Genomic DNA, 19,420 nt, shown 5'->3' on the forward strand with positions numbered 1-19,420 from the left:
GCCGCACTTGCTACCCCTCGCGCCGATGGTGTTGTTACGCTCGCCCCACTGTTGTGCAAAGGAGTTGGCTATGAAGGTCACTGTTGATCTCGACCAGTGCGAGGCGAACGGAATCTGCGTCGGAATCGCACCTGACGTGTTCGATCTCGATGACGACGATGTCCTCCACATCATCGGCGCGGAGGTACCGACCGGTAGCGAGTCCGATGTCGAGACCGCGGTGGCGCAGTGCCCCAAAGCGGCCCTCAAGATCGTCTGAATCCGGCCTTGCTCGCCGGGTGTAACACGTTCTAGAGTCGGCCGGTGAGCGAATCTGATGTGAGTCTTGCCGGCCGGGTGGCCATCGTCACCGGCGCGGGCGCCGGCCTGGGCCGGGCCGAAGCCCTGGAGCTGGCCCGCGCCGGCGCTTCGGTCATCGTCAACGACCTGGCCGAGAACGACGCGGTCAGCGCGACCCTCGCCGATATCCGCGCCCTCGGCGCGAAGGCGGAATTCGTCGCGGGCAGCATTGCCGAGCGGTCCACCGCCGACGCCCTGATCAGTACCGCCGAGAACACCTTCGGCGGTCTGGACATCATCGTCAACAATGCCGGAATCACCCGCGACAAGATGCTTTTCAATATGTCCGACGAGGATTTCGACGCGGTGATCGCGGTGCATCTGCGCGGCCATTTCCTGCTGACCCGCAACGCGGGCGCGTTCTGGCGGGCGAAGTCGAAGGAGGCCGGCGCGCCGGTCTACGGCCGGATCGTGAACACCTCGTCCGAGGCCGGTCTGCTGGGCCCCGCCGGGCAGGCGAACTACGGCGCCGCCAAGGCGGGCATCACCGCCCTGACCCTGTCGGCCTCGCGGTCGCTGTCGGCCTTCGGCGTCCGTTCCAATGCCATCTGCCCGCGCGCGCGGACGTCCATGACGGAGAAGGTCTTCTCCGCGGCCCCGGAGCAGGGTCCGGATCCGCTCTCTCCCGACCATGTGGCGCGCCTGGTGACCTTCCTGGCCTCCCCGGCCGCCGACGCCGTCAACGGGCAGTTGTTCGTCGTCTACGGGCCGATGGTAGCGCTCATGGCCGCCCCTGTCGTGGAACGTCGCTTCGACGCCGACGGTGAATGGAGCACCGCGAATCTCGCGGACACACTGGGCGGATACTTCGCCGAACGCGGTTCGGACGCTACGTTTTCCGCATCGGCCCTGATGGATCTCGGTTAGTACACCCTTTCCTACCGGTAGCCGGGCCGTTGCGCCCGGTTGCTTGGTTGATCATGTGACCAATAGTTGGTAGGAAGGGGGTTCATCTATGTGTGACGTCTCACAAAGACGTCCCGCACGCGGGGCGGAACTGCCGATGAACATGTTTCCAAAACTGGACAACAGTTCAGAAAGATCCCCAGTTCATAACCCTTGAAACCTTCCCAGACGGCACGAGAACGTGTTCTAATCTCTGGGCGGGATCGAGATCACATTCTGATCTCGTGAGCTATAGCTAGGCAGGGCAGGAGGAATCGCGGGAATGAATGATGTCCTCGCTGTACCGTTGCGGGCGGTCGGGGGGTTCTTCGAACTCGTCGGCGCAGTCGCCCGCGCCGCGGTGCGGCCACCATTCCAGCGACGCGAATTCGTCGATCAAGCATGGTTCGTCGCCCGGGTGTCGATCGTTCCGACTCTCTTGGTGGCGATTCCTTTCACCGTTCTGGTGATCTTCACTCTCAACATCCTCCTGCGCGAGATCGGCGCCGGGGACCTTTCCGGTGCGGCGACCGCTTTCGGCGCGATCACCCAGGTCGGGCCGATGGTCACGGTGCTCATCGTGGCCGGTGCCGGCGCGACCGCTATCTGCGCGGATCTGGGCGCGCGCACCATCCGCGAAGAGATCGACGCCATGCGCGTCCTGGGCATCGACCCGATCCAGCGCCTGGTGGTTCCGCGCGTACTCGCGTCCATGTTCGTGGCCATGCTGCTCAACGGCCTGGTCTCCACCATCGGCATTCTCGGCGGCTTCCTGTTCTCGGTCTTCCTGCAGGATGTGAACCCTGGCGCGTTCGTCAGTGGCATCACGCTGCTGACCCACCTGCCCGAGCTCGTCATCTCCGAAGTCAAGGCCACGCTGTTCGGGCTCATCGCCGGACTTGTCGCCTGCTACCTCGGCCTGAACGTCAAGGGTGGTCCCAAGAGCGTCGGCGACGCGGTGAACCAGACTGTTGTCTTCTCCTTCATGGCGCTTTTCGTGGTGAACGTTGTCCTCACCGCGGCCGGCATCAAGTTCACGGCGCGGTGATCCGGTGGCCTTTGTTCTGCAGTCTCGCTTTCCCAAGGTGACGCGCCGGGTACGGCGGGTATCCGACGGCTTCGATTCCGTCGGCAAACACGCGGTCTTCTACGCACAGTCGTTTGCCTCGGTGCCCAAGGCGCTGATCCACTACCGCACCGAGACCATTCGGCTCATTGCCGAAATCTCCATGGGCACCGGCGCATTGGCTGTCATCGGCGGCACCGTCGTCATTGTCGGCTTCTTGACCCTGGCCGCCGGCGGCACCATTGCGGTGCAGGGTTACAGCTCGCTCGGCAATATCGGTGTCGAGGCCCTGACCGGCTTCTTCGCCGCCTTCATCAATGTGCGCGTGGCCGCACCCGTGATCTCGGGAATCGGGCTGGCGGCGACCCTGGGCGCGGGAACTACCGCTCAGCTGGGTGCCATGCGCGTGTCGGAAGAGATCGATGCGCTCGAGGTCATGGCGATCCGACCGGTGCCGTTCCTCGTCGGAACCAGGATGCTCGCCGGCATCATCGCGATCATCCCGCTCTATTCACTGGCCGTCATCATGTCTTTCGTCGCGAGCCGTTTCGCTACCGTGCAGATCTACGGCCAGTCGGCCGGCGTCTACGACCACTACTTCGAGACGTTCCTGATTCCCAGCGATATCCTCTGGTCGTTCGCGCAGGCGATTCTGATGGCCATGGCCGTCATGATGATTCACACCTATTACGGCTATCACGCCTCCGGAGGCCCGGTCGGCGTGGGCGTCGCGGTCGGCAATGCGGTGCGGGCCTCGCTGATCGCGGTGGTCACCGTGACGCTGCTGGTCTCGCTGGCCATCTACGGCACCTCCGGCAATTTCCATCTCTCGGGGTAGGGCAGACGACATGGTGGGAACACAGAACGAAACCGTTTCGGGCCGGTTTGCTCCGGCAGTCGTCCCGCAACCGCGACGGCAGCGAATCATGGAGCGGGGCTGGGCGATCAAGCTCGCCGGGATCGGCATGCTGCTCGGCCTGGTCATGCTCGTCGTGGTCGCGCTCGTCAGTTTCGCCGGCGGCTTCCAGAACACCGCCGAGGTGACCGTGGCGTCGCCGCGAGCCGGCCTGGTGCTGGATCCCGACGCGAAGGTCAAGATTCGTGGCGTCGAGATCGGCAAGGTGTCGAAGATCGAGACCAACGGGAATGGCGCTCGCATCATTCTCGCGCTCGATCCCGACAAACTGGAGCTCGTCCCGGCGAACGCCGTCGTCGATATTCGATCGACCACTATCTTCGGCGCGAAGTACATCAATTTCGTCGCACCGCAGAATGCTTCGTCGGACTCGCTGAAGCCGGGTGCGACCGTCGCGGCCGCCGACGTAACCGTCGAATTCAATACGATCTTTCAGAAGCTCAGTGACGTGCTCGCCATGGCACAACCGGAGAAGCTCAACGCCACCCTGCTCGCGCTGGGTAGCGCTCTCGAAGGCCGCGGCGAAAAGCTCGGCACGATGCTCGCCGACGGTGATCAGTTCCTGAAGGACATCAATCCGAGTCTGCCGACACTTCAGCAGGATCTGCGCAAGACCGCACAGGTGGCCGGCACCTATGCCGACACCGTGCCGGATCTGCTGCGTTCGACCGACAACATCGCTGTCACCGGCGATACCCTGGTGGAGAACAAGTCGCAGGTGGACGATCTGCTCGTCAATCTGATCGGCTTGGCCGACACCTCCGGCGCCGTCCTGGGCGCCAGCGAGAGCGATCTCGTCAAGGCGCTGCAGTTGCTCACCCCGACCACCGCGCTGCTCAAGGAGTACCGGACCGCGGTGGCCTGTGTCATCGACGGCCTGGGTTCGAATCGCGAGCTGATGGACACGATGATCGGCGGTCAGTTCCCCGGCTTCCAGATGAACGCCAGCTTCATGCCGGGCGGTACCCCGTACCAGTACCCACAGGATCTACCCAAGGTGAACGCCAGCGGTGGTCCGCATTGTGAGAACGTCATGGACCGGCCCTCCCCGTACACGCGGGCCGACTACCTGGTCACGGACACCTCCGAAGGACATATCTGGACGCCGGAGACCGAAGGTCTCCACCTCAACAAGTCGGTATTCGAAGTGCTCTTCGCGGGCCTGCCGGGGGTGACCAAGTGAAGTTCAAGCCACACGCCAGCAGCGTCAAGCTGGGCATATTCGCGCTGACCATGATTCTGGTGCTCGGCATGCTGGCGGTCATCTTCAGCCAGGCGCGCTTCGCTCGGGAGAACGGTTACCAGGCGGTCTTCACCTCGTCCTCGGGCATCCTGCCCGGGGCCAAGGTGCGCATCGCGGGCGTCCCGGTCGGTTCGGTATCGCGGGTCTTCGTCGGCGACGACGATCTCGCGCATGTCGAGTTCGACGTGGACCGCAAATACCGGATCTACGAAAGCACCCGGCTCGCGATTCGCTACGAGAACCTCGTCGGCGACCGCTACCTGGAGATGCTCGAGGGCCCCGGAAACGCGCGAGTCCTCGGCGACGGCAGCACCATCGGCAAGGATCGCACGGCGCCTGCCCTTGATCTGGACATGCTGCTCGGTGGATTCAAACCCCTGCTGCGTGGCCTGAATCCGAATCAGGTCAACAGCCTCACCGAGGCGTTGCTGCAGGTCTTCCAGGGCCAGGGCGGTACCCTCGTCACCCTGCTCAACAGTGGCGGCGACTTCGGCAAGACCCTGGGCGATCGCGATGCGCTGATCGGTAGCGTGATCAACAATCTGCGCACCGTGCTGGATACCATCGATTCGCGGTCGGACCAGTTCGCCACCACCATCGACGAGCTGCAGCGGCTGGTGAGCGGCCTGGCGGCGGACAAGGATCCGATCGCCGACGCCATCCCGCGGATCGCGGGGGCCACAGGCGATCTCACCGAGTTGCTGACCGTGGCCCGCCCGGATCTGAAGGCGACCGTCGAGCAGCTGGGCCGCGCAGCGACCACTATCGACAGCAACTCCGACATGGTGCAGTGGACGGTGGAGCAGCTGCCGGACGCGTACCGGAAGTTCGCGCGCGTCGGTGCATACGGCTCGTTCATGAACATCTATGTGTGCGGCACCGACCTGCTCATCGACGGTCCGAACGGAAAGCCGGTGAAGGTCAACCTCGCTGCCCATCAGGACACGGGAAGGTGTGCGTAACCATGAGCACCGGAAACCGCGTAATCAATATCGGCATTGTCGGAATCGTGCTGGCGGTGACGATCTCGCTGTCCTCGCTGCAGTTCGATCGGCTGCCGCTCGTCGCTTCGGGCGCTACCTTCTCGGCATACTTCGCCGATGCCGGCGGGCTGGTGACCGGAGATCCGGTGCAGGTCGCCGGCGTCCGGTCCGGCCGGGTGGAGTCGGTCGAGCTGGACGGTCCGAAAGTGAAGGTTCGCTTCAGACTGAACGAGCAAATCGAGCTGGGCGGCAAGACGACCGCAGCCATCAAGACCAACACGATGCTGGGTCGTAAGTCGCTGGAGGTCACGCCATCGGGTTCCGGCGCCATCCGAGGTGACGAGCCGATCCCGTTGGAGCGCACCACTTCTCCATACTCGCTCAATGACGCGCTGGGGGACCTGTCCACCACCGTGCGGGATCTCGACATGGAGTCGGTCAACAAGACACTCGACACCCTGTCCACGACCTTCGCCGATACCCCGGCGCCGCTGCGCTCTGCCCTGGACGGCATCTCCGCTCTGTCTCGCAGCATCAATACCCGCGATCAAGCACTGACCGACCTGCTCTCCAAGGCGCAGGGTGTTACCAGCGTTCTCTCGGACCGGGCGGCGAAGGTCAACGCCCTCATCGTGGACGGCAACAACCTGCTCGGTGAACTCGATGCCCGTCGTAGCGCGCTGAGTCAGATGATCGTCTATATCAACGGCTTGGCTCAGCAGCTCACCGGCTTCGTGAACGACAACGAGGCGCAACTCGGCCCGACGCTGGACAAGCTGAATTCGGTACTGGCTCTGCTGCAGAAGAACAAGCAGAACCTCTCCGATGCCCTCGACGAGCTCGGACCGTACGCGGGCGCGCTCGGCGAACAGGTCGGCAGCGGCCCGTACTTCCAGGCGTACATCTCCAACGCCGCCAGCTACTACCTGCAGACGCTGGTCGACGCGCTGGTCTGGCCCGAGCACCTGCCCGAGACGCTGCGCAAGAGCTTCCTGCCCCTGCCCTCGTTCGATCCCAACCTTCCCCTTCCGGAGCTGCCGCGATGAAAGCACTCGCAAGCCTGCCCACTTGGGCACGGGTCGTCGCGGTGGCCGTGCTCGCCGCACTGGTGATCGGCCTGGGTTATACCGCGGTGGCAACCGTGGGCACCAAGCAGATCACGGCGCACTTCCAGGCCACCAGTGGTCTCTACGCCGGTGACGATGTGCGCATTCTCGGTGTGAAGGTCGGGACCATCGACTCGGTCGAGCCCAACGCCGATGAGGTCGTTGTGAAGATGACCATCGATCGGGGCATCGACCTACCTGCTGACGCCAAGGCCGTCGTGGTCTCGCAGTCCCTGGTCGCTGCGCGGTTCATCCAGATCGCGCCCGCCTACGACGGCGGCGCGAAGATGGAGGACGGTGCGGTGGTGCCCATCGAGCGCACCGCGATTCCGGTGGAGTGGGATGACATCAAGACCGAGCTGTCCAAGCTGGCAACCACTCTGGGACCGGTCGGCGATGACGAACAGGGCTCCTTCGGGCGCTTCGTGGATACCGCCGCGAACAATCTCGACGGCAATGGCGACGCGTTCCGCTCGACCCTGCGAGAGCTGTCCAACACCATGGCAACGCTCTCGGATGGCCGGACCGATCTCTTCTCTACGATTCGCAATCTGCAGAAGTTCGTGGATGTGCTCTCCAAGAGCAATGACCAGATCGTGCAGTTCGGTGGCCGCCTGGCCTCGGTGACCGATGTACTGGCCGGCGTTTCCAGCGATCTCGGCGCCGGTCTGGACAACCTGGATACCGCGGTTCGAGATGTCGAGCGATTCATCGACAGTCGCGGCGGTGCGCTGACCGAGGATCTGGAGCGGCTCAACGATGTCGTCCAGCTGCTGGTGGACAAGAAGCCCCAGATCGAGCAGGTGCTGCACAGCGGTCCCACCGCGCTGGTGAACTTCTACCAGATCTACAAGCCCGCGACCGGCAGTCTCACCGGCTACCCGGTGTTCACCAATTTTGCCGACCCGCTGAGCTTCCTGTGCGGCGGCGTCAAGGCCCTCGAAGCCAACGACTCCGACCGCAGCGCCGACCTCTGCGCGACCTACCTCGCGCCGGTCATGCAGCAGATGGCGATCAACTACCCGGCGCTGATGCTGGGCCCGGCTACCTCGGCCGGTGCTACGCCGGATCAACTCGTCTACAGCACGCCCGATGTCGCCGCCGCGGCGGCCGCGCAGCGTGGTGCACCGGTGAGCGTGCCCCAGGGCATCGCCGGACTCGCCGTTCCGGGAGGGAACTGATGACGCGCGCACGACGCATGCGGGTAGCGGGCGTTGCACTGGGTGTGACGCTCGCCCTGGGCACCTCCGGTTGCGAATGGGACGGTTTGAACTCGCTGCCCCTGCCCGGCACCACGGGCACCGATGGCGACTCGTATCAGGTCCAGATCGAAATGCCGAATGTGACCACCTTGACCAGGAATTCACCGGTGCGCGTCGATGACGCCACCGTGGGCACCGTGACCGGGATCGAGGTCGAGGGCTGGCATGCGCTGGTCACCGTGAGTCTCGACAAGGCGGTCAAGCTGCCCGCCAACGCCATCGCCAAGATCGGGCAGACCAGCCTTCTCGGTAGCAATCACGTGGAGCTGGGTCCGCCTACCGACGTGGCGGCACAGGGTGAATTGCACGCCGGAGATCGCATCACGCTCGACCGTGCCGGGGCCTTTCCGACCACCGAACAGGTTCTCTCTTCGCTGTCCGTGGTGCTCAACGGCGGCGGAATCAGCCAGCTGGAGAACATCACCAAAGAGCTGAACACCGCTTTCAACGGCCGCACCGACGCCATCGCGGACCTGCTGCCGCAGCTGGCCACGCTCACGACCAATCTGAACGCGCAGACCACCGACATCATCAACGCCATGAGCGGGCTGGACAGATTGACCGGAACGCTCGCGGCGGAGAAGGACCGGCTCGGCGCTGCCATCGATCAGATCCATCCGGCACTGACGGTGCTCGCCGATCGGCGTGAGAACATCACCGGAACCCTCACGGCCATGGCCGGTCTCAGCGATATCGTGCACCGGATCATCACCGAGAGTGGCGACGATCTGAAGGCCAACCTGGCCAACCTGTGGCCGACCCTGGAGGCGCTGGCCAATACCGGCTCCAACTTCGGCGACGCGCTGGACATCATGCTGTCGTTCCCGTTCCCGCTGAAGCACCTCGATCAGTACATGCGTGGCGACTACATGAACGTCAAGATCATGTACGACATCACCGCGGCCCGGCTGGACGCGAACTTCCTGACCGGCACCCCGCTGGGCGGGCGCTTCGGCGGTATCGAGGGCGCGCTGGGCGCGTTCTCCGGTCCCGCCGGTGAAAAGAACGACCCGTCCGTCGCACCGCTGCAGCCGGCGCCCCCGTCCGATCCGACGACCCAGCCGGTGCCGAGCATCCCGGGTCTGCCCCCGATCCCGGGTCTGCCCGCGATCCCGGGTATCACTGTGCCGCAAGGGGGTTAAGGACCATGAAACTCACCCGCTTCGTCAAGTTCCAGCTCATCGCGTTCTCGATACTGACGGTGATCGGACTGTTCGTCATGGGCGGTACCTATGTGGGTCTGCCCAACATGCTCTTCGGTATCGGTCATTACGAGGTGACCGTGAAACTGGCCGCCACCGGCGGCCTGTACGAGCATGCCAATGTGGCCTACCGAGGCTTGAATGTCGGCAAGGTACAAGAGGTTCGGCTCACCCGTGAGGGTGTGGACGCAAAGCTCTCCATCGACAGCGACTACAAGATCCCCGCCGATGTGGACGCCTGGGTTCGCAGTGTCTCGGCCATCGGCGAACAGTACGTCGATTTGAAGCCGGTCGAAGATCCCAAGGGCGGCAATCTGTCCGATGGTTCGGTGATCCAGGTGGATCGCACCAAACTGCCCCAGGATGTCGGCACCCTGCTCGATCAGACCGATCGCCTGCTCTCCAGCGTTGCCGACACCCGGCTGCGCCTGGTCATCGACGAGGCGTTCAAGGCGTTCGACGGCGCAGGACCGGAACTGGCCCGGCTCATCGACTCCGCTGCGCTGCTGGTGCAGGAGGCCAAGGACAACACCCAGGTGACCAAGGATCTGCTCGATCAGATCGGGCCGTTGCTGGACACCCAGATCGAGTCCGACAGCGCGATGCGGGCCTGGACCGCGAATCTGGCGACGGTGACCGATCAACTGCGCGAACATGATCCGGCCCTGCGCGGCGTGCTGAACAACGCACCCGGCGCGCTGAGCAAGGCGTCGCAGCTCTTCCGGGACGTGCAACCAACGCTGCCGCTGCTGGCTCGCAATCTGGTGAGTGTCGGACAGGTCGCAGTCACCTATAACGCCGGTATCGAACAACTCCTCGTCGTGTACCCGCCGCTCGTGGCGGCGCTGATGACTTCGGCGAAGACGAGCCCGCTGGACTATGGCGTGCGGGTGGACTTCATGGTCAGCCTCAACGACCCGCCCGGCTGCACCGTCGGCTTCCTGGCGCCGGAACAGCGTCGTGGCGCGGATGATTGGCGCGGCCCCACGCCGGAGACGCCGCGGGGGATGTACTGCAAGACTCCGGTGGATTCGAAGGAGGAAGTCCGCGGCCTGCGCAACGTCCCGTGTATGGAGGTGCCGGGCAAGCGGGCGCCGACGCCGGAGCTGTGCCGGGACCCGCAGGGTTATGTTCCGGAAGGCCCGAACTCACCTTCGGTGCCGCCGCGCAGTGATGCCGCCGCCGGCGGCGTGGCGCCAGCGAACAATCAGCAGCCCGCGAGTGGCCAACCGGATACCCAACCTGCCGGTGTGACGACGCGCACGTATGATCCGAAGAACGGTACGTATGTCGGACCAGACGGTCTGCTTTATCGACAGGCAGACATCGCGAAAGATGGTTCGGGAACCGTTCCGGTGAATTGGCAGTCAATGCTCCAGGAGCAGCAAAAATGAGTGAAACCAGTTCGGTGAACGGTCGGAACCGACGCAAGGCACAGCGGTCCGAAGGGCCGCCACCGGCGACGGACGTCACCGAGCAGGTCGATGTCAAGGTCTCCGCGGCGAAGCCTGCCGCCCCTGCGGCGGCGGACACCGTGAAGATCGATAAGCAACCCACTCCGGCCGTGGATGCCGACTCCACGACCGGTGGTGACGAAGCTGTCGCCGACGCGGTCCCGAAGGAAGAAGCAGCAGCTGAAGTCGTGAGTCTCAGCAAAGCGGGGAGCTCGGAGGGGGCCGGGCCGCCGGCTGCCGAGTCCACGGCCGGCACGGCGGATGAACCGACCGCTCCGGCGGGCGAGAAGATCCCCCGCAACTGGACCGTTACCGCGTTGGCCGCCGCTGCCGCCGTCGCGATCATCGCATTGATCGTCAGCCTCGCCTTCTGGGTCCCGGCCTACCGCGAGAGCGGCAACGTGGACGAGTTGCGCGCGGATTACGCCCAGACAGCCAAACAGGCGATCCTGAACATCACTACGATCAAGGCGGACAGTGCCGCTGAGGATATCGACCGCGTGCTCGCGGTGGCTTCGGGGCAGCTCGCGGCCGAGTATTCTTCGCGCAAGGACGCCTACGCCGATGTGGTCAAGACCGCCAATGTGAAGGCCACCGGCGAGATCATCGAGGTGGCCATCGAGTCCTCCAATGAGAACACGGCCCAAGTGCTGATCGCGGCCAAGCAGACGCTGACCAATGCCGGGTCCGCCGATCCGCAACAGCGGTACTACCGCTTTCGCGTCACCGTGACCCGCGACGGCGACCACTTCACCGCCTCTCAGTTGGAGTTCGTGGCATGAGAATCAAGCACACCCTCACCTGGCCTGTCGTAGCGATCGCTCTGGCGGCCATCGCCGCCGTGCTGGCCGGCGCGGGATTTCTGGGCTATCGAGCCTACGAATACGACCGGCTCGAGCAGGCACGTGAGAACTCGGTGACGGCCGCACGTAAGACTGTCGAATCCATGTTCAGCTACGACTTCAAGACCGTCGACGCGACCTTGCCCAAGGTCGCTGACAACCTCGCACCCGGTTTTCAAGAGGACTACCTCAAGCTGGTCAAGGAAGCGATCGCGCCCGGCGCCAAGGAAAAAAGCCTGACGGTTCAGGCGACCGCGCAGGCCGGTGGCGTGATCAGCGTCGATGTCGAGCACGCCGAGGTACTGCTCTTCCTCAATCAGGTAACCACCAGCAAGGACAAACCGGAGGCCACCACCAGCGGCAGCCGCGTCAAGGTTTCTCTCGACAAGGATGGCGATCGCTGGCTGGTCGCCGAGGTGACGCCGGTCTAGAGCACTCGAAAACCGACTCCTACGGCCCGGGTACGCACCTACTGAGGTGTGTACCCGGGCTTTTCTGCTTGTTGCAGCATTCCTTCGACAACGGCCGAGACTGAAATCGGTTAGTTTGCAGCGCATTTCGCGCATCGCGCAGGCAAGTTATTTGAATGCCGATGATAATTAGCAACTTTCGAGCACTTCTATTCGACCGCTGCCGGAGTATGTTGAGTTACAGCAACTTTCGTGAGCGGTTCGACTTGACAGCAACTGTAACCGGTTCTAAGTTCGGTGGTACATCCTGAACCGGGTGGGGAGACGGCGCGCAGGCGCCGCGGGCATCGATGGCTTCCTTCTTGAAGCTCCATCATGTGAGAACTTTTGCGGGCGAACGTATTTCAAGGCTGATCAGGGGTGGGTTCGGCGACCCCGCGACAGCTGGGAGGGCTGTTCGAAGTGACTACGGCATACCTGCTCGGCGGGCATATTCCGCTGACCGATTCGTCTGTCCGGGAATTTCACGATCGATTCTCAGCGATACGCCGCTCGTTCGAAAAGGCTTCCGAGTGGACGGGGCTGTCGGTCGCGCAATTGCTCGCCGGCGGGCAGCATCAGGAACGGGAAGTGCTGCACAGTTACGACGCGCTGCGGCAGTCGGCGCTGGTGATCGGGTTGCACGACGTATTGGCCGAGTCCGGCGTGCATCCGGGCGCACTGGGTGGAATCAGCCTCGGTGAACTGGTTGGCGCCTGTCTGGCGGGCGCCGTCGAACGCCGTGAACTGTTCGAGATGCTGCACCACCACCGGCTGATTCCGCCGTTGCCCGCCGATTCGCCCCCGCAGGGGATGGCCGTGGCGGCCCTGAGGCTGGGCGACGATCCACTTGCCTACTACGGAGACCGCCGACCTGGGGTATATCTCGCCGCGGACTACGACGCGGCGTACGGGGGCGATGTGCACGTGATCGTGCTATCGGGATTCGTGGACGCCCTCGAGGACCTGGTCGCCGAGCATCCCCGCAAGATGCAGATGCTGGACGAATACCCGGGTGCCTTCCATAGTCCACTGGCGCAGTACGCGGTCGACTACATGGCGCCACACATCGCCTCGATGACGTTCCGAGACCCGAAGCTGCCGCTGTTCTCCTCGCACAGTGCGGGCGTGGTTACAGACGCCGATACGGTGCGAGATCTGTTTCTGCACAACCATGTTCGGCCTGTCGGCGTGAAGCCGCTGATGGTCGAGGTGGAACGCGCGGGTGCCAGCGCGGTGGTCGGTCTCGGGCCCGGGCTGCCGCAGGGTCTGGTAGTAGCGCCGTTGACGATGACATTGATTCTGACCCCCGGCGAACTCGAAGTGGCCGCGAAAACCCTGAGGTAGTGGGGAGTACGGGCCTGTCGGGGGCATTCGCGGTTAGGGGAAATCGTTGAAGAAGGCACTGTACGAGCTGGGTGAGCTGCCGCCGGTCGGCTACGTACCGGAGACAATGCTGGCCTCGGTCATCCGGCCGGAACGGTATGGCGAACCGGCCGACGCGTTTCGCGAAGAGGTCGTCGGCGTGCCGCCGATCGGGCCGAGTGAGGTGCTCGTCTATGTGATGGCGGCCGGAATCAATTTCAACAATGTCTGGGCCGCGCGCGGCACACCACTCGACGTGATCGCCGCCCGACGCCGGCGCGGGGAGACGGAAGATTTTCACATCGGCGGCTCGGAGGGCGCGGGCATTGTCTGGGCGGTGGGCGATCGCGCACACGGCGTCCGCGTCGGCGACGCCGTCGTGCTGTCGTCCTGCGTCTGGAACGAGTCGGCCGAGGACATCAGGATGGGCGCGGACCAGATGACGTCGACGAGCCAGAGCGTCTGGGGCTACGAACAGAATTACGGTTCTTTCGCGCAGTTCACAGTGGTTCAGGACTACCAGTGTCATCCCAAGCCCGACCGGCTTTCCTGGGCACAGGCCGCCGCGTACATACTGACGGGCGCGACCGCGTACCGGCAGTTGCTGGGGTGGTATCCGAACGTGGTGCGCCCCGGAGATCCTGTTCTGATCTGGGGTGGGGCAGGTGGGCTCGGTTCCATGGCTATTCAAATCGCGAGGACACACGGCGGGCGTCCGGTGGCTGTCGTGTCGAGTGCCGAGCGTGAGAAACACTGCGCGAATCTGGGCGCGGTCGGCGTCGTCGATCGCCGGGACTTCTCGCATTGGGGACGTTTGCCCGATATCGGCGATGAATGCGGGATGGGCGAATGGCTCTCCGAGGTGCGCCGATTCGGCGGCGCGTATCGGGCGGCGCTGGGATCCCAGCGAGCGCCCAGGATCGTGGTCGAGCACTCCGGTCAGGACACCATTCCGACCTCGATCTATCTGTGTGACAACGCCGGCATGGTGGTCATCTGCGGTGGTACTACCGGGTACAACGCGGATATCGATCTCCGCTACCTGTGGATGCGGCAGAAGCGTTTGCAGGGTTCGCATTTCGCGAATCTTCAACAATGCCGTGCGATTACCGAACTGGTCTCGGCCGGGGATGTGGATCCCTGTCTTTCCCAGGTCGGCGCGTTTTCGGAAATCGGCAAATTGCATCAGCTGATGTGTGACAACCGGCAGCCCCCGGGGAACATGGCTGTGCTTGTCAACGCTCGGTCGGATAGCTGACGGGCGACAGGCCCGGATTGGATCCAGTTGTGACAGATCATCTCGTTTCCGATCGTGCTATCGCCGTGGTCGGAATCTCATGCCGTTTCCCAGGTGGTATCGAGTCACCAGAAGAGCTGTGGGGCTCGGTGGTCGCAGGGAAGTCGATCTCCGGTGCGATCGCGGACGCGGAGGAATTCGATGCCGATTTCTTTGGAACCGGGCCGGATATCGCCGCGGCGATGGATCCGGAACAGCGACTTCTACTCGAATCATGTTGGCATGCACTGGAAGCCGCGGGGATTCTGCCGACAGAACTGTGCGACAGCGCGACCGGCATGTACGTGGGTGCGAACACCGGTGTCGGCCGTGGCGCGTTGCCCGGCCCCGTCGCAGGGCTGCTGGGATTGAGTGGGCCTGCGCTGGGTGTCGACATGGCCGACTCGTCGGCACTGGGCGCGCTACGCCTGGCCGCGAGGGCGCTCGTCGCGCGGGAGTGTTCCCTTGCTCTGGCCGGTGCAGTCTCGATTGCATTGCCTCGCGGCGATTGTGACGCCGACGATGCTCCCGATGGTGTTGCCGTCCTCGTGCTGGAGCGGCTTGCCGATGCCCATCGGCTCGGTCACCGGGTGCTGGCCGTGCAACACGAGGCTGTCGGCCCGCGGAGCGGAGCGGAGGTCGATGAGTTCGAGGTGGTGATTCCACCGGCTCACGGTGTGATGGGGCTTGCAACTGTGATCACCCTGATCGAGGCTCTGGGATCGGGAATCGCACCGCCCTATCCGGCCGTCGGCGGTGCCGCCTGGTCCGGTCCGGATCACCCGCGGCGTGTGGTGGTACCGCAGTCCGGTTCCGACGGCGCGTACCTGGTCCTCGAACAGGCCCCCCCGACCCCGCCTATCGCCCCGGTTTCGGCCGGACTGCGTGTGCCGCTGGCCTTGTGGCCGCTTTCAGGCCATACCCCCGAAGCGCTCACCGCACAGGCGGAACGTTTGGCGCACCACGTCCGGACGCATCCGGAATTCACCGCGCGTGAGGTGGGGCACGCTCTCACGGCGACACGGACCGATCTTGCCCATCGCGCGGTGGTACTGGGCAAGAACACGATCGAGCTACTCGGTGGGCTTTCCGCGCTGGCCGAGCACAGGCCGCGCGGGCCGATTCGCGGCACAGCTGTCCCACGCCGAGTGGTCTTCGTCTTCCCCGGGCAGGGTCCGCAGTACGCGGGGATGGCGGTGCGGTTGATGGCCGAATCTCCGGTATTCGCAGCGAAGATCGCCGAATGTGAGGCGGCGTTGTCGGAGTTCGTGGACTGGTCGCTGACCGCGGTACTGCACGAAGCCGAGGGAGCGCCGTCGCTCGAACGGATCGACGTGGTCCAGCCCGCGCTGTTCGCGACCATGGTGTCACTCGCGGCCCTATGGCGTTCGTTCGGCATCGAACCCGCAGCGGTGCTCGGGCATTCGCAGGGCGAAATCGCCGCGGCGTATGTCGCGGGTGCGCTGACGCTTTCCGACGCGGCACGGGTCGTGGCACTGCGCAGCAAGCTTCTGCGCGAACTCGACGGCACCGGCGGCATGGCCTCGATCGGCGCACCGGTCGCGCGGGTGCGTGAACTCCTGGCCGGGATCGACGATTTGTACATCGCCGCGATCAACTCGCCGTCCGCGACCGTGGTCGCGGGCGCCATCGCGGGCGTGGACCGAATCATCGAGGCCTGCGATCGCGACAAGATTCGAGCCAGGCGGGTTCCGGCGTCGTGCGCCGGACACACCTCGCACGTCGATTCGCTACGCGAGCGGCTCGATGACGCGATGGCCCCGATCACCGCAATAGCCCGTGACATCGTCTTCTTCTCGACTACCACCGGCGGCGCGCTGGCGACCGAGAAGCTGGGCCCCGATTACTGGTTCGGCAATATGCGTGACCTGGTGCGTTTCGAAGAAGGGGTACTGGCGGCCGCGTCCGCCGGATACGACGCTTTTCTGGAGATCAGCGTGCACCCGGTCCTCACGGCCGCTGTGCACGAATCTCTCGGCCCTGCGGCGGATTCTTGTCTGGTCGTCGATTCTCTGGAACGTGCGGACTCCGGGCTGCGGCGTCTGCTGTCGTCAGTGTCCCGGGCGCATGTCGGAGGCGTCTCCCCGGACTGGTCGACAATCTATCCCAGGGGTTCCGTGCAGTCGATTCCGCTGCCGCCCTACGCTTTTCAGCGTCGAACCTACCGGCCCAACTTCGCCACCGGCGGCGGGGGTGCTACGCGGATCGCGGCCGACACGAAGCTGTCGGCGCATCCGCTGCTCAGCGACTCGATCGAGGTACCGGGAACCGGGAACGTCCTCTTTCGCGCTCGAGTCTCGCCGGTGAGCCACCCCTGGCTGGCGGATTACTCCTTGCGCGGGACCCCGGTGCTGCCGAGTACGGCCCTGCTGGAATTCGCGTTGCACGCCGGCGAACAACTCGGTGTGCCACGGGTCGAGCGACTGATCGTGCACTCCCCGGTCGCTCTGCCGGTCGACGCCGTCGTTGAGGTACAGGTCGTAGTCGGAGATCCCCGGGCGGGGGGAAAGCGCGCGGTATCGGTCTATTCGCGACCGGCGGATGCGGACCGGCAGGCCCGCTGGAGCCTGCAGGCGGAGGGGGCGCTCGGCCCGGCGTCCGGGAGCGCGGGAATAGCTGGCCGCGGGTTCGGCGTCTGGCCGCCGGTCGGCGCGGATCGGGCCAGGGATCTCGAGGCCGTGGATGCGGATCCCGCAGCCCTCGGGCAACGGCTGGGCCCGCTGTTTCAAGGCCTGCGGACGGTATGGCGGCGTGCCGAGGAGTTCTTCGCCGAGGTCGAGTTGCCGAGCGGCAGTGCTGATTCGACGGGCTATTGCCTGCATCCCGCCCTGATGGACGCGGCTGTGCGGCCGGTAGTGGCGGCCGTCCCTGCCGAAGTCGGCGCTACACGCTTGCCGGTGCAGTGGGAGGACGTCGAGTTACGCGTGCTGGGCGTGACTGCCGTCCGAGCGCGGTTGACCCCCGCGGGCGTTGATCGTTTCGCGTGGTCGTTGGCGGATCCCGGTGGTCGAGTTGTGGCCGAGGGGCATGTGCGGGTGGGTGCTTTCGATACCGCCGCAATCGACACCCGGGCAATCGCTGGTCGGCCGGACTCACGCTATCGCGTCGGCTGGCTTCCGCTTCCGGTATGGCGGGCACGCTACTCCTCCAGGCTCGGTGACTGGGCGGTGGTCGGTCCGGCACCCGCCGGTGTTCGCGGCGAACCAGGCCTCAGGTCCTATTCCGTTCTCGACGATCTCTACGCGGCAGTGGCTTCCGGCGTCCCGGTGCCACCGGTGGTGGTGCTGTCCCGGGTAGCGGGGGAGTCGGTTGTTTCTCCGGTGCGCGGGCTGCGCGACGAGCTCGGCCGAACCCTGGTCGAACTGCAAACCTGGCTCGCAGACGAACGATTCGCCGACACCTCGCTCATTGTTCTCACCCGTGGTGTCCATGCGGTCGAAGCCACCGACGACGCGGCGAGCTTGATTGCGCCCGCGGTCGCGGCACTGGTGCGCAGCGCACAATCCGAGCATCGGGGCCGGATCGTGCAGGTAGACATCGGCGCCGGTGATATAGGCCTGGATCAGCTGACCATCGCTCTGCGTGCGGCCGAACCCGAGATCGTGGTGCGCGACGGCGAGTTCTTCGGCAGGCGGTTGCTCTGCGACGGCGGGCCGGCAGAGATTGTCGGCCCGCCCGGCGATCAGGCACTCGCCCGCTTCGGCTCCTTCGAGCCGGACCGGACGGTACTGATCACCGGCGGCACCGGCACGATCGGTGCGATCATCGCCCGGCATCTGGTCGCGGCGCACGGTGCGAAGCATCTGCTACTGCTCGGGCGCAGTGGCGCGGCGGCGGTGGGAATCACCGAACTGGCAACGGAACTGAAAGCAGCTGGGGCGCATGTGTCGGTGGCGGCATGCGATGTGAGCGATCGTGACGCGCTGGCCCGAGTGATCGCGGACGTGCCCCCCTCCCATCCGGTAGGCGCGGTCGTCCACATCGCGGCCACGCTCGCCGACGCGACCTTCGCCGCACTCACCCCCGGCGATCTCGACGCTGTGCTGCCTGCGAAGGCCGCTGCGGCCTGGTACCTGCACGAGCTCACCCGGGATATGGACTTGTCGGTGTTCGCGCTGTTCTCCTCCGCTGCCGGCACATTCGGCACCGCCGGGCAGGCCAACTACGCCGCGGCCAACGTCTTCCTCGACGAGCTCGCCCGATATCGGCACCGTGCCGGTCTACCCGCCACGGCCCTGGCGTGGGGTTGGTGGGGACAGGAAACCGCCAACACCGCCGGACTCGACGACCGAGACCGGGCACGCCTGGGCCGCATGGGGATAACCCCGATTCCGACATCCGCCGCCCTGAGCCTGTTCGATGACGCGTTGCGCACCGGCGAGCCGTGCGCCCTCCCCATCGGAATGGATGTGTCGGTGCTGCGAGCTGCCGAGCCCGAGACCGAACTGCCACCGTTTTTCCACGCCCTGCCCAATGTGCGCCCTCGCGGCAGTCAGCAGGTGAGCGACCAGGGCACGCTCGGCGCGCGGCTGGCGGGACTCACCCCAGAGGCGCAGCACGAGGCACTGATCGAACTGGTCCGGGAGCCGGTCGCGATGGTGTGTGGCTACGCGACGCCCGAGGCAGTGCAGCCGGATCGTCAGTTCGCCGATATGGGTTTGGATTCCCTCAATTCCATCGAGCTCGGTGCTCGCATCAGGGCGTTGACCGGTGTGAAGCTGGGCAACGCGGTGATCTTCCAGTACCCGACCGTGCGATTGCTGGCTGGTCGAGTGCTGGAGCAGATCACGCCGCGCACCGCCGAACTCGCCGCGCCGATCGTCGCCGAGATCGAGATGCTGTTCGATCGCCTGTCCGTCGTACACGCCGATGCCCCGGTCCCCGCGGAACTGGTGACCCGCCTGGGGGCGAGCCTGTCACGTCTGCGACCGCAGCCGCACGGACCGGCGGCGAGCCGGCCATGAGTTCGGTGTCGGCGCCAACGATTCTGATACTGCGAAGCAGGAGAACC

The 19,420-nt window shown here is 65.0% G+C and carries 15 protein-coding genes and 1 pseudogene; all 16 read left to right on the forward strand.

Going from position 1 to position 19,420, the window contains the following annotated elements:
- The first annotated feature begins 70 nt into the window (after window positions 1-70).
- On the forward strand, window positions 71-259 hold the full coding sequence (locus tag ACFVBH_RS35770; RefSeq protein ID WP_379008619.1) for a ferredoxin: 189 nt from the start codon (window positions 71-73) through the stop codon (window positions 257-259).
- A gap of 44 nt (window positions 260-303) precedes the next feature.
- The gene (locus ACFVBH_RS35775; protein WP_354991148.1) at window positions 304-1,206 is read left to right on the forward strand and encodes a 3-oxoacyl-ACP reductase; all 903 of its coding nucleotides are present in this window, start codon (window positions 304-306) and stop codon (window positions 1,204-1,206) included.
- A gap of 301 nt (window positions 1,207-1,507) precedes the next feature.
- Window positions 1,508-2,272, forward strand: coding sequence for an MlaE family ABC transporter permease (locus ACFVBH_RS35780; RefSeq protein WP_379008622.1), 765 nt, complete (start codon window positions 1,508-1,510; stop codon window positions 2,270-2,272).
- Between the two features lie 4 nt (window positions 2,273-2,276).
- Complete coding sequence (locus ACFVBH_RS35785) at window positions 2,277-3,128, forward strand: MlaE family ABC transporter permease (RefSeq protein WP_379008624.1); 852 nt, start codon at window positions 2,277-2,279, stop codon at window positions 3,126-3,128.
- Between the two features lie 85 nt (window positions 3,129-3,213).
- Complete coding sequence (locus tag ACFVBH_RS35790) at window positions 3,214-4,389, forward strand: MCE family protein (RefSeq protein WP_379008772.1); 1,176 nt, start codon at window positions 3,214-3,216, stop codon at window positions 4,387-4,389.
- Window positions 4,386-5,411, forward strand: coding sequence for an MCE family protein (locus ACFVBH_RS35795; RefSeq protein ID WP_379008627.1), 1,026 nt, complete (start codon window positions 4,386-4,388; stop codon window positions 5,409-5,411). Before ACFVBH_RS35790 ends, ACFVBH_RS35795 begins: the two co-directional genes overlap by 4 nt.
- Window positions 5,412-5,413: 2 nt before the next feature.
- Window positions 5,414-6,478 carry an MCE family protein gene (locus ACFVBH_RS35800; RefSeq protein ID WP_379008629.1) on the forward strand — a complete coding sequence of 355 codons (1,065 nt, stop codon included), beginning with the start codon at window positions 5,414-5,416 and terminating at the stop codon, window positions 6,476-6,478.
- Entirely contained in the window at window positions 6,475-7,719 is a 1,245-nt protein-coding gene (locus tag ACFVBH_RS35805; RefSeq protein WP_379008632.1) for an MCE family protein, read from the forward strand. The genes ACFVBH_RS35800 and ACFVBH_RS35805 overlap by 4 nt, the downstream gene beginning before the upstream one ends.
- Window positions 7,719-8,942, forward strand: coding sequence for an MCE family protein (locus ACFVBH_RS35810; protein ID WP_379008634.1), 1,224 nt, complete (start codon window positions 7,719-7,721; stop codon window positions 8,940-8,942). Before ACFVBH_RS35805 ends, ACFVBH_RS35810 begins: the two co-directional genes overlap by 1 nt.
- A 5-nt stretch (window positions 8,943-8,947) precedes the next feature.
- A complete protein-coding gene (locus tag ACFVBH_RS35815) occupies window positions 8,948-10,396 on the forward strand; it encodes an MCE family protein (protein WP_379008637.1) in 1,449 nt (482 codons plus the stop codon).
- Entirely contained in the window at window positions 10,393-11,238 is an 846-nt protein-coding gene (locus tag ACFVBH_RS35820) for a hypothetical protein (RefSeq protein WP_379008639.1), read from the forward strand. Before ACFVBH_RS35815 ends, ACFVBH_RS35820 begins: the two co-directional genes overlap by 4 nt.
- Complete coding sequence (locus ACFVBH_RS35825; RefSeq protein ID WP_379008641.1) at window positions 11,235-11,729, forward strand: h domain protein; 495 nt, start codon at window positions 11,235-11,237, stop codon at window positions 11,727-11,729. Before ACFVBH_RS35820 ends, ACFVBH_RS35825 begins: the two co-directional genes overlap by 4 nt.
- A gap of 441 nt (window positions 11,730-12,170) precedes the next feature.
- Window positions 12,171-13,094 carry an acyltransferase domain-containing protein gene (locus ACFVBH_RS35830; protein ID WP_379008643.1) on the forward strand — a complete coding sequence of 308 codons (924 nt, stop codon included), beginning with the start codon at window positions 12,171-12,173 and terminating at the stop codon, window positions 13,092-13,094.
- Between the two features lie 46 nt (window positions 13,095-13,140).
- On the forward strand, window positions 13,141-14,370 hold the full coding sequence (ccrA, locus tag ACFVBH_RS35835) for a crotonyl-CoA carboxylase/reductase (protein WP_379008644.1): 1,230 nt from the start codon (window positions 13,141-13,143) through the stop codon (window positions 14,368-14,370).
- A gap of 65 nt (window positions 14,371-14,435) precedes the next feature.
- Window positions 14,436-14,882: pseudogene (locus tag ACFVBH_RS35840) on the forward strand (beta-ketoacyl synthase N-terminal-like domain-containing protein); the annotation flags it as partial.
- A gap of 186 nt (window positions 14,883-15,068) precedes the next feature.
- On the forward strand, window positions 15,069-19,373 hold the full coding sequence (locus tag ACFVBH_RS35845; RefSeq protein WP_379008774.1) for an SDR family NAD(P)-dependent oxidoreductase: 4,305 nt from the start codon (window positions 15,069-15,071) through the stop codon (window positions 19,371-19,373).
- Window positions 19,374-19,420 lie beyond the last annotated feature (47 nt).

The organism is Nocardia sp. NPDC057668, from assembly GCF_042799795.1.
In the GTDB taxonomy this organism is placed as follows: Bacteria; Actinomycetota; Actinomycetes; order Mycobacteriales; family Mycobacteriaceae; genus Nocardia.